General features: G+C 48.4%; 12 protein-coding genes and 1 pseudogene. All 13 read right to left on the bottom strand.

What is annotated here, in order from left to right; translation table 11 throughout:
• Positions 1-283 precede the first annotated feature (283 nt).
• Positions 284-1,768 carry a lysine--tRNA ligase gene (gene lysS, locus B4F99_RS01210; protein ID WP_290754860.1) on the bottom strand — a complete coding sequence of 495 codons (1,485 nt, stop codon included), beginning with the start codon at positions 1,766-1,768 and terminating at the stop codon, positions 284-286.
• Positions 1,769-1,930: 162 nt separating this feature from the next.
• Positions 1,931-2,923: a tRNA dihydrouridine synthase DusB gene (dusB, locus tag B4F99_RS01205; RefSeq protein ID WP_023466575.1), complete on the bottom strand. Its 993-nt coding sequence runs from the start codon at positions 2,921-2,923 to the stop codon at positions 1,931-1,933.
• A complete protein-coding gene (folK, locus tag B4F99_RS01200; RefSeq protein ID WP_214856857.1) occupies positions 2,923-3,438 on the bottom strand; it encodes a 2-amino-4-hydroxy-6-hydroxymethyldihydropteridine diphosphokinase in 516 nt (171 codons plus the stop codon). The genes dusB and folK overlap by 1 nt, the downstream gene beginning before the upstream one ends.
• The gene (folB, locus tag B4F99_RS01195; RefSeq protein ID WP_214856855.1) at positions 3,435-3,806 is read right to left on the bottom strand and encodes a dihydroneopterin aldolase; all 372 of its coding nucleotides are present in this window, start codon (positions 3,804-3,806) and stop codon (positions 3,435-3,437) included. Before folB ends, folK begins: the two co-directional genes overlap by 4 nt.
• A 2-nt stretch (positions 3,807-3,808) precedes the next feature.
• The gene (folP, locus tag B4F99_RS01190) at positions 3,809-4,594 is read right to left on the bottom strand and encodes a dihydropteroate synthase (RefSeq protein WP_214856854.1); all 786 of its coding nucleotides are present in this window, start codon (positions 4,592-4,594) and stop codon (positions 3,809-3,811) included.
• Positions 4,591-5,430, bottom strand: coding sequence for an aminotransferase class IV (locus B4F99_RS01185; protein WP_214856853.1), 840 nt, complete (start codon positions 5,428-5,430; stop codon positions 4,591-4,593). The genes folP and B4F99_RS01185 overlap by 4 nt, the downstream gene beginning before the upstream one ends.
• On the bottom strand, positions 5,414-5,995 hold the full coding sequence (locus tag B4F99_RS01180; protein ID WP_035413271.1) for an anthranilate synthase component II: 582 nt from the start codon (positions 5,993-5,995) through the stop codon (positions 5,414-5,416). Before B4F99_RS01180 ends, B4F99_RS01185 begins: the two co-directional genes overlap by 17 nt.
• Positions 5,992-7,377, bottom strand: a complete 1,386-nt coding sequence (locus tag B4F99_RS01175; RefSeq protein ID WP_290754856.1) for an anthranilate synthase component I family protein — start codon at positions 7,375-7,377, stop codon at positions 5,992-5,994. Before B4F99_RS01175 ends, B4F99_RS01180 begins: the two co-directional genes overlap by 4 nt.
• 87 nt (positions 7,378-7,464) lie before the next feature.
• Positions 7,465-8,409 carry a cysteine synthase A gene (cysK, locus tag B4F99_RS01170; protein WP_214856851.1) on the bottom strand — a complete coding sequence of 315 codons (945 nt, stop codon included), beginning with the start codon at positions 8,407-8,409 and terminating at the stop codon, positions 7,465-7,467.
• A gap of 80 nt (positions 8,410-8,489) precedes the next feature.
• Positions 8,490-8,801, bottom strand: a complete 312-nt coding sequence (locus B4F99_RS01165) for a hypothetical protein (protein WP_035413262.1) — start codon at positions 8,799-8,801, stop codon at positions 8,490-8,492.
• A gap of 12 nt (positions 8,802-8,813) precedes the next feature.
• A complete protein-coding gene (hslO, locus tag B4F99_RS01160) occupies positions 8,814-9,737 on the bottom strand; it encodes an Hsp33 family molecular chaperone HslO (RefSeq protein WP_023466563.1) in 924 nt (307 codons plus the stop codon).
• A 9-nt stretch (positions 9,738-9,746) separates the two neighbouring features.
• Entirely contained in the window at positions 9,747-10,508 is a 762-nt protein-coding gene (locus B4F99_RS01155; RefSeq protein WP_035413293.1) for a type III pantothenate kinase, read from the bottom strand.
• A gap of 182 nt (positions 10,509-10,690) precedes the next feature.
• Positions 10,691-11,427, bottom strand: a pseudogene (locus tag B4F99_RS01150) (cell division protein FtsH); the annotation flags it as partial.

Here is an 11,427-nt window from a genome sequence, read left to right as displayed (position 1 = left end):
TCGTTCAGTTTTCAAAGTTCGTCGTGTCGTTTTCAGCGACTTTAATATCTTAACAAGTTATCAACCCGATTGTCAACAACTTTTTTGATATTTATTTTTGTGTGTCACGACCATTCGCGGCACAAGAAGTAATATACCATGGCTTTTTGAATCGTACAAGCATTTTATTAGAAAAACATTTAAAAACTTTTATTTACCCGTTTTTTGACTCGTTTATCCCTACATTGACTTCAAAAAGAACGCTCCGTTCCTTCTATAAGCTATAGAAGAAACGGAGCTCTACTCATTGATTTTGTTGGTGACGCATTGTTGGGAAGAGTAATACATCACGAATCGATGGCGCATTCGTCAACAACATGACGAGACGATCGATCCCGATTCCAAGACCACCCGTTGGCGGCATACCGTACTCGAGTGCTTCAATGAAGTCTGTATCCATTTCATGTGCTTCGTCGTTTCCTGCTTCTTTTTCGACGAGTTGTGCTTCGAAACGTTCACGTTGATCGATTGGATCGTTCAATTCCGTGAAGGCATTCGCATGTTCACGACGGACGATGAATAATTCAAAGCGATCCGTAAAGCGTGGATCCTCTGGATTTTTCTTCGCAAGTGGTGATACTTCAACAGGATGACCATAGACGAATGTTGGTTGAACGAGTGTTTCTTCTACTTTTTGTTCGAAGAACTCATTCAAGATATGTCCCGTCGTCATGTGCGACTGGACTTCAACACCGTGTTCATGCGCGAGTTCAAGGGCACGTTCGTTTGAAATCTGTTCGAAGAAGTCGACACCTGTTGCTTCTTTAACGAGATCGACCATGTGCGCTCGTTTCCAACCGACAGATAAATCGATGACGTCTTCTCCGTAAGTGACTTGTGTCGTACCGAGTACTTCTTGTGCGACGTGAGCAATCAGATTCTCTGTTAAGTTCATGATGTCTTTATAATCCGCATACGCTTCATAGAGTTCGATCATCGTAAACTCTGGGTTATGACGTGTTGAGATTCCTTCATTACGGAATACACGACCGATTTCGTAGACTTTCTCAAGTCCACCGACAATCAAACGTTTCAAATGAAGCTCAATCGCAATCCGCATGTAAAGCGTCATGTCGAGTGCATTATGATGCGTGATGAACGGACGAGCCGATGCTCCACCCGCGATCGTATGCAACATTGGTGTTTCGACTTCCAAGTATCCGAGGTTATCGAGATATTGACGAATTCCACGAATGACTTTACTCCGCGCGATGAATGTCTCACGTGATTCTTGGTTCGTAATAAGATCGAGGTAACGCTGACGGTAGCGTTGCTCGATATCTTTTAATCCGTGATATTTATCTGGAAGCGGACGTAATGCTTTCGTTAATAACGTAAATGCTGTGACGTGAACAGAAAGTTCACCAACATTCGTCTTGAACACATATCCTTGGATCCCGACGATGTCACCTAAGTCACATGTCTTATAGATCTCATACGCCTCTTCGCCGACGTCATCTTTACGGACATACAACTGAATTTGACCTTGTACATCCTGAACGTTCGTAAAACCAACCTTCCCTTTACGACGTGTCGTCATGACACGACCCGCGATAGCAACTTCCGGTTTTAGTTCAGCCAACTCTTCTTTTGTATGTTCACCAAACGATGCACGAATGCTCGCGGTATCCGTCGAACGTTCAAAACGTGCGCCGAATGGATCGAGACCTTGTTCACGCATGGCGTTCATCTTACCGAGACGCACCTGCATTTGATCGTTCATTTCCATATCCTGACTCACTGTCTTCACTCCTTTTAATAATGGTTCACGACGATTCTCTCGAATAAAAAGCTGTCGGAATGACCGACAGCCCTTTTAGAAAACCGATACGCTCATCTTCAATGCAACTAGCGTACCACAAAACGACTCTGTCCGACTATACTTTACCTGTTAGGCATATGCTACGTCTTCTTCGAGTGTCTGTAAGTACTGCTGTAGCAGTTCAACGAGTCCCGCGTGTGTGTCGATATTGAATAACGCATTGCGAACGCGACCGTTCCCCTTCATTCCTTTCAAGTACCAGGCGACATGTGTCCGCATTTCGCGCACGGCGAGTTCTTCTCCCTTTAGCGCGACTAGTCGTGTGGCGTGCAAGAGACAAATATCAATCTTCTCGCGCGCCGTCGGTTCTGCCGGAAGCGTTCCTGATTCGAGATACTGGATCGTCTGATACAACATCCATGGGTTTCCGAGAGCGGCCCGTCCGATCATGACACCGTCGACGCCGATCTCATCAATCATCCGTTTTGCATCTTGCGGAGTCTGAACATCCCCGTTCCCGATGATTGGAATATTAACCGCTTTTTTTGCTTCACCGATGATGTTCCAGTCTGCGACCCCTTCATATTTTTGTGAACGTGTCCGTCCGTGAATGGCAACAGCCTTCGCGCCACCTGCTTCTGCCGCTTTGACATTATCGACACAATAGATGTGATGACTGTCCCAGCCGGTCCGCATCTTGACCGTCACCGGTTTATCGATTGCTTGTGTCACCGCATGGACCATCTCATAGACCTTATCCGGATCAAGCAACCATTTCGCTCCAGCATCACTTTTCGTGACTTTCGGGACAGGACACCCCATATTGATATCAATGATGTCGGCATTCGTATTCGCTTCGACATATCGCGCTGCTTGAACGAGTGTCTCCTTTGAACCACCATAGATTTGAAGACTGAGCGGTTTTTCCCGCTCATCCACGTACAGCATCTGTAGCGTCCGTTCGTTCTCGTACAAGATCCCTTTATCGCTGACCATCTCCGCACAGACGAGTCCTGCACCGAATTCTTTTGCGATTAACCGAAACGCCGGATTACAGACGCCTGCCATCGGTGCCAAGATGACTTGATTCTTCAATTTGACATCACCAATGTTAAATTCCATTATTGTTCCTCCGCTTCTAAAAGACCACCTAAGCGTCGCACACCGTTTCGTTCTGTCTCCGGTAACTGCTGGTACAATTGCTCGACACTTTGCCCAAGACCAGGTATGACGCATGTTGCTGCCAGTTCAAGTAATGGCGCGAGGACGAATGCCCGCTCTTGCATCCGCGGATGCGGAACGGTTAATCCTTCAAGGTCAATACGTTCTCCCCCATATAACAAAATATCTAAATCAAGCGTCCGCGGTCCATTTTTGAACAGACGCTCGCGCCCTTCTAGCTGTTCGATTTCCTGCAGTCGTCCAAGTAAGACCTCTGCCTCGTCCGTTGTTTGAATCGCGACGACCATATTATAAAATAAATCCTGCTCGAGATACCCGACAGGTACGGTTTCATAAATGGAAGAGACCTTTACATCATGAACAGACGGTAATGCTCTCAGGCGAGCAATCGCTGCTCTTAAGTGAGCCGCCTTATCGCCGATGTTCGAGCCGAGTGCAATGTAAGCTTGCTTCATGCATAGTCCCCCCGGAGTCGATTGATCTCGACCGCCACATGTTCATAATGACCAGCAATCGGCGGATCCGGCTTGATGACTTTGATCGACGCTTCTTGAATTCGTTCGTCTAACGCAAAGACTGCTTTTGCAATACGATCCGCCAAGGCTTCGACGAGTTGGAGCGGTTCTCCTTCGACGACACGTTTCGTCGCTTCATACAATTCGGCGTAATTGACACTTTTCGTTAAATCATCCGTCCGACCGGCTTCTGCCAATGCAAGTCCGATCGATAAGTCGACATTAAAGCGTTGACCGAGTTTCGTCTCTTCTGCAAATACACCGTGATACCCATAAAAACGCATGCCTGTTACATGAATTCGATCCACCGTTATTCCCCCTTCGTCGCAGCCAACATGATGTCCATCATCTGTGCTGCCCGTTTGACTTCTTTGACGTCATGCACACGCATCCAGTCACATCCTTGTTGAATCCCGTAGCACACCGTCGCAATCGTTCCTTCAAGTCGTTCTTCCGTCGGTAATCCGAGCGCGAGACCAATCATCGATTTACGGGACGTCCCAAGTAAAACGGGATACCCGAAGTCCGTTACGATCGATAGATGACGCATCAGGTACAAGTTCTCTTCATGCGTCTTCATGAATCCAATCCCCGGGTCGAGCCAAATGTGCTCTTCCGCTACACCTGCCTGTTTCGCTAACCGAATCGATTCCTCAAGGTCTGCTCGGACTTCTGCAAGCATATCTGCCCCGTGCGCCGTCTCCCGGTTATGCATCAAAATGATCGGTACACTGTATCGCGCTGCGACGTTGACCATCGAACGATCGCCCCACTTCGAGCCCCAAACATCGTTAATGATATCTGCTCCCGCTTCAATAGCAGCTTCTGCGACGACCGGTTTGTACGTATCGATCGACACGAGGACGTTCAGCTCTCGTTTGATGCGTTTAATGATCGGTAAGACACGGGCGAGTTCTTCTTCGACTGATACGAATGCTGCACCTGGTCGTGTCGATTCTCCACCGATATCGATTGCATCTGCTCCATCCGCAACGAGCTGACGTGCTTGCCGTATCGCTTGCTCGACATCGACATATTGTCCACCGTCCGAAAAGGAGTCCGGTGTCACGTTCAAGATACCCATGATGTAAGTCATCGTTGTTCCCTCCTTGTCGTCACCTGTTCGACGGATTGATCGAACAGCGTCATGAGTTGTGCATATCCTATTCCATTGATTCCAGGGAAAGGGCGTCCGTCAAGTGCCGAAATGGCGACCGCTTCCTGAACGGAATTCGTATAGATGATCTCATCTGCTTCTTCGAGCTGTGGTAAATACGCCAGGCGTTCTTCGACTGGTAGGTGTTGCATCAAAAACTGACGGGTAATCCCGTTCAGTGCACCAGTTTCAAGCGATGATGTATACCATGTACTTCCGTAACGCCAAAAGATGTTTGACGTAATGCCCTCACAGACATGACCTTCCTTCGTTAAGAACAACCCTTCTGCTTCCGGATTGAACAATTGGCGTTTCGCCAGTAGATTGTTCATGTAATGATGTGACTTCAAGCGGTATGTCGTCTCCGGTGTACTGCGCGGTAAACGAATCGTCTCGAGTGCACGTTCCGCCCGTTTCCGCGGAGCGATTGGTTTCGCATAGATCAACACGGTCGGCGTATCGTAAGGATCGATTGATAACCCGATCTCGCGTGGACCGGCCGAGACGTTCAAGCGAATGTATAAATCGTTCGCCCCATGTGCGTCATATAAATCTTGGATCGCTTGCCGTAAGGCTTTCCGGTCATATGCTAGCTGGATCCCAAGTGCGACACAACTCATCTGTAAGCGTTCAATATGATCATCGAACAAAAACGGATGTCCGTTATACGTCCGAAACGTCTCGAATACACCCATCCCGTAGACGAATCCGTGATCGAGTGGGGAGATTCTTATCTCTTCTTCTCGTTTGATGATTCCGTCATGCCAGAGATACATAATGCGTCAACTCCAAGAAATTTTTTAACATCTGTTTACCGTCTCGTGTCAAAATCGCTTCCGGGTGGAACTGGACACCTAAAATCGGCAACGTCCGGTGACGGAGTGCCATGATCTCTCCGCCGGCTTCCGCTGTCACTTCGAGTACTTCCGGGAATGTCTTACGTTCAACGACAAGTGAATGGTAACGCGTCACCGGTGTCGCTTGTGGGATCCGTTCAAAGATGCCTTGTCCGTCATGCGTCAGTGGCGAGACTTTTCCGTGCATCAGCTCCTTCGCACGGACGACTTTACCACCGAATACTTGTCCAATCGCTTGATGACCTAAGCAGACCCCTAGTATCGGCACCTTCCCAGCGAAGTAAGCAATCGCCTCTAGACTGATCCCCGCTTCATTCGGTGTACAGGGACCCGGTGAGATGACGAGATGATCGGGTTGCAACGCTTCGATTTCCGCAAGCGTAATCGCGTCGTTGCGAAATACCCGGATGTCTTGTCCAAGTTCGCCGAAATACTGGACTAAGTTATACGTAAAGGAATCATAGTTATCAATCAATACAATCATCGTGTTCCCTCCGCCGTTTCTTTTGTCACCCATAACGCTTTGGCCTTACTGAGTGACTCCTCATATTCACGTGCCGCATCCGAATCCGTGACGACTCCAGCACCTGCTTGAACATATGCCATCCCGTCTTTTGCGACGAGTGTCCGAATCAAGATATTAAAGATGACATCATCCGCCCAACTGATGAAGCCAAGCGATCCAGTGTAGATGCCGCGCCGAACTGGTTCCAGTTCTTCAATGATTTCCATCGTCCGGATTTTTGGCGCACCGGTGATCGTCCCACCTGGGAACATTGCAGCGAGCACTTGACTCCCGGAGTGTTCCGAAGCCACTTCCCCTCTGACGTTTGAGACGATATGTTGCACGTGGGAGTATTTCTCGATCACCATCAGCTCATCGACATGAACCGTACCATAACGACTAACGCGCCCTAAATCATTCCGCTCTAAATCAACGAGCATCACATGCTCTGCCCGTTCTTTTTCGTTATCCAGTAAGGTTTTCGCGAGTCGTAAATCCTCTGCTTCATCCTTCCCGCGTGGTCGTGTTCCCGCAATCGGGCGTGTCGCTAACGCATCACCGATTTTTTCGACGAGCAACTCAGGTGAGGCGGACACAAGTGTTAAATCCTCATCTGCGAAGTAACCCATGTATGGAGAAGGATTAATTTGTCGTAATACATCATACAGATGTTCCGCTGTCGTCCCAAGCGGTTCTTGTTGGCGGACGGACAAATTGACTTGGAAGACGTCACCATCCTCAATATACGATTTAATCCGGTGTGCCGCTGTCATGAACGCTTCCTGTCCGAAAGCTCGTTCTCGCTCGCCGGATGAACCGGTTGTTGTAAACTGCGGTCTATTTGTCTTGAGGCACCAACGCGCGACTTCTTCTTCAAGAATCTGTGTCGCTTCCTCTGCTGTGTCTCGCGTCACGGCAATGAACAATTGCTTCGTTTCCTCATCAAACACGGCAACTTCATCGTACCAGTAGAACGATAAATCAGGTGTTTGTAGATCATCCATCGCTTGCTCCGGTAGCTTTTCTAAATAACGGACAGCATCATAACTGACATATCCGGCAAATCCACCAAAGAATGGCGGCATTCCATTCGGTCGGATGGATTCACGTTCGACGCGGAGTCGTTCGAGTAGATCAAACGGGTTTGCCGTCGACGTCTCGACTTTTCCATCTGTCTCAATCGTCGTCATCCCGTCCTTTGTCCGGAGGTATCCGACAGTACGAGTCGCCGCCATCGTATACCGTCCGATTCGACCGCTTTCGAGCCAGACGTGTCCTGTTGTTCCAATCGTCTGTTCGACATACCGATTGTAGAATTGTTCTTTCGTCCATGGTATTGCTTTATATTTCGTCTGTCGCATACGCGTCCCCCACTTCACACTATTCTGCTCTCATTATACGCAAAAAAGTACACGGAAGCCGAATGACTTCCGTGTACGTATGATGGATTACTTCGATTGATCTGCTTCTTCCTCGACTTGATACAGCGGTGTACTTAAGTACCGCTCACCGTTTGAAGGAATGATCGCGAGGACATTTTTTCCTTTACCGAGACGTTTTGCCGTCTTGAGCGCCGCTGCAATCGCAGCACCTGACGAGATACCACCTAAGACACCGTTCGTCTTCGCTGCTCGGCGTGCGTGATCAAATGCTTCTTCCGTCGTGATTTGCTCGACACCATCATAAATATCTGTATCGAGAATCGACGGTACGAATCCAGCACCGATACCTTGCAGTTTATGCGGCCCCGGTTTACCACCTGATAAGACCGGTGAATCCGTTGGTTCAACAGCAATGATTTCAATGTCTTGGAAAGCATCGCGTAACACTTTACCAGCACCCGTGATCGTCCCACCGGTTCCGATTCCCGCGATGAACGCATCGAGTTGCATACCTTCGAACGCTTCGACGATTTCAGGACCTGTCGTTTTTTCATGCACGACTGGATTGGCACCGTTATTGAATTGTTGAGGCATGAAGTAACCGTGCTCTTCCGCTTCCGCTGTCGCGCGAGCGATCGCCCCCTTCATCCCTTCAGGACCTGGCGTCAAAATCAATTCCGCACCATAGGCGCGAAGCAACGTCCGACGTTCCATGCTCATTGTTTCCGGCATGACGAGGATGGAACGGTATCCCTTCGCCGAAGCGACCATCGCTAGTCCAATACCCGTGTTCCCACTCGTCGGCTCGATGATCGTATCTCCCTCTTTAAGTTGACCTGCTTCTTCTGCCGCTTCAATCATTGATAACGCGATCCGGTCTTTTACGCTAGATCCAGGGTTCATGTACTCCAGTTTCAGATATACATCTGCATCCTCAGGACCCGTTAGATGATGTAACTTGACGATCGGTGTCCGACCGACTAAATCTAATACTGAATTCGCAATACGCATGACCATTCCTCCTCATTAGTGAACCGCTTGAATTCCAAGTAATCCGATAGATTAATTATCAGCGGACTGGATGAAATCTGTCAATCAAAGCGTTTAACTTCCGGCTTTTTTCCATCCTTTGTCTGGCGCTCGACCGCTTCTTGAATCAAACGATCGATTGTCTGCTTCTCTTGTTCCGTTCGCATCGTCTGATAGACCATTGCTCGGGTGATTTTTTCATCACCGACTTCGGCGATGACATCCTCAAGCGGACCGCCAATGCTGTCCTGAACGATTTTAGGAGAATCGACCTTAGGGAGCTCACCCATGAAGGCATAAGCGCCGGTCATGAAATTCGTCAACAATAAGATGAAGATCAACATCCACAAGTACTTAGGTTGTACATTCCCCATATCGGATCCCTCTTATGCTCTTTCAAGTGATTTTTCGCGAAGTTCCTCTAATTCTGGAACATCATAGTGGTAATGCTCTGAACAGAAGTGACAAACAGCTTCCGCGCCACCATCTTCATCAATCATCGCTTGAATCTCATCTGGTCCAAGGGCAATAATCGCTGTTGCTAATTTGTCGCGGTCACATGTACATTCGAATGACACCGGAATCGTATCAAGATGTTCGTAGTCACCGAGAACGAGTTCTAACATTTCTTCGGGTGTTTTTTCCTCACCGACGAGAATGGAGATTGGTTTAAGAGCTCCGACACGTTTTTCAAGCGCTGCGATCGTCTCTTCCGATGCACCCGGCATCAATTGAACGATCAACCCACCTGCTGCAATGACCGATTCGTCTTCTGGGTAAACGAGAACGCCAGCTCCAACGACTGATGGACTTTGTTCCGATACAGCGAAGTAATACGTGAAGTCTTCGCTGATCTCACCGGTTTGAATCGGAGATTGACCTCCGACAAAGTCACGCAACCCGAGATCCTTGATGACAGAGATGTTTCCGCGACCGACCGCTTCACCGACTTTTAATTTCGTCAGACCGTCTGCATTGACGTACGTATCCATCTCGACGCGGGGACGACTGACATATCCACGAACGACCCCTTTTGCATCGGCATCGACGATGATTTTTCCGATTGGTCCATCGCCTTCGACTTTCAATGTGACACGTGTATCGCCTTTTTGCATCGTACCCATCATCGCGCCGATTGTTAGTGTCCGACCGAGCGCTGCCGTGACGACCGGTGTCGTCTGGTGACGAAGTTGTGCTTCATAGACCGTTTTTGTCGAACGTATCGCAAATGCACGAACTTCTCCGTTGAAGCCTAACGCCCGTACTAAATAGTCATCTTTTAATTGTGCTAATAATTCTTCCCGTTTCATCTTAATCCCTCACTTATTTCGTTCGTAGATAATCCGTAATCCATCTAACGTCAAGAATGGATCGACGATCTCAATCATCGTGGATTCCTCGCTGATTAGTCGGGCTAAACCACCGGTCGCAATGACCTTCGCTTCACCCATTTCTTCTTTCATCCGGTGAACGAGTCCGTCCACCTGCGCCACATATCCGAAATACGTACCCGATTGCATCGCATGGATCGTATTTCGTCCGATGGTTGACTGCGGTTTCGCAATTTCAATTCGCGGCAATTTTGCTGCCTTATTATAGAGTGCCTCGGTCGCAACCATCACACCCGGTGAGATGATGCCGCCGTAATACCGTTTTTGTGCATCGATGTAACAGTACGTCGTCGCTGTTCCAAAATCGACGATGATCATCGGTCCCTCGTATTTCGCCGTCGCCGCTACTGCATTGACGATTCGATCGGCTCCCACTTCCCGTGGATTATCGACTTTTAAATCGAGTCCTGTCTTGATTCCTGGTCCAATCAAAAACGGACGGCGTTTAAAGTAACGCACACACATATTTTCTAGTGGAAACACGACGGGGGGTACGACAGATGATAACACGATTCCCTCGATTTCTTCCACGTTTAGCTCTGCGTCACGAAATAACGCTTTGACGAGCATACCGTATTCGTCCGTCGTCCTTGTCCGGTCTGTCGCAATCCGCCAATGCTCGATCAACTCTTGTCCTTGATAGACACCTAAGACGATATTCGTATTTCCGACATCGATGACTAAAATCATTTGCTTATTTCCCCGCTTCTTCTCGATTTTCATGCTTCTTTTTATATTCCGTTGTTTCACGCTCGGAATGATATACGTTGTGATTATACCATGCTCGTATGGTCACACCTACCGATGTGTATTCGCTCGGTCTGTAACAAAAAAGAACGGATTCGATGCGAGATCGAATCCGTTCCATCCGTTTACACTTGATCGTCGCGACGCGGCGTATCTGGTGTATCCGTATCTACATTTTGTCCTTCGTCAACGACTGAACCCATTTGCGTTGGAGACTCTGTCGGTTGATCGACGGTTGCATCTGTCGATTCCGGTGCTTTCTCTTCTGCTTTTGGAGTCGTTGCTTCTGGTTCATGTTTTTTGTATTCGCCTGTCTCTAAGAGATGGTGAATTTGTTTTTGATCAAGTGTTTCGACTTCAAGCAACGTCGTTGCAATCAAGTCGAGCTGATCGCGCTTCTCAGTCAGAATATCTTTCGCTTTTTGGTAACAGCGGTTGATGATCGCTTGGATTTCCGTATCGATCTCGTGTGCGATTGCATCCGAGTAATTCTGTTCGTTTTGGAAATCACGGCCGAGGAAGACGTTACCGCTTTGACCTGATCCGAATTGAAGTGGTCCGAGTTTTTCACTCATTCCGAACTCCATGACCATTTTCCGTGCAAGACCTGTCGCACGCTGGAAGTCATTGCTTGCCCCAGTCGAGACTTCTCCGAAGACGATGTCCTCTGCGACGCGACCACCGAGCAATCCAGTAATCTTATCTTCGAGTTCCGGCTTCGTCATGAAGTAACGATCTTCTTTTGGCAACATGACGACATATCCGCCCGCGTTACCACGAGGAACGATCGTTACCTTGTGTACTTCATCCGCATCGTCGAGCGTGACACCGATGATCGTATGTCCAGCTTCGTGCCATGCGA

It is taken from the genome of Exiguobacterium sp. UBA3491 (genome assembly GCF_002377745.1).
Lineage (GTDB): Bacteria > Bacillota > Bacilli > Exiguobacteriales > Exiguobacteriaceae > Exiguobacterium_A.
This window is presented reverse-complemented; position numbering and strand designations above follow the sequence as displayed.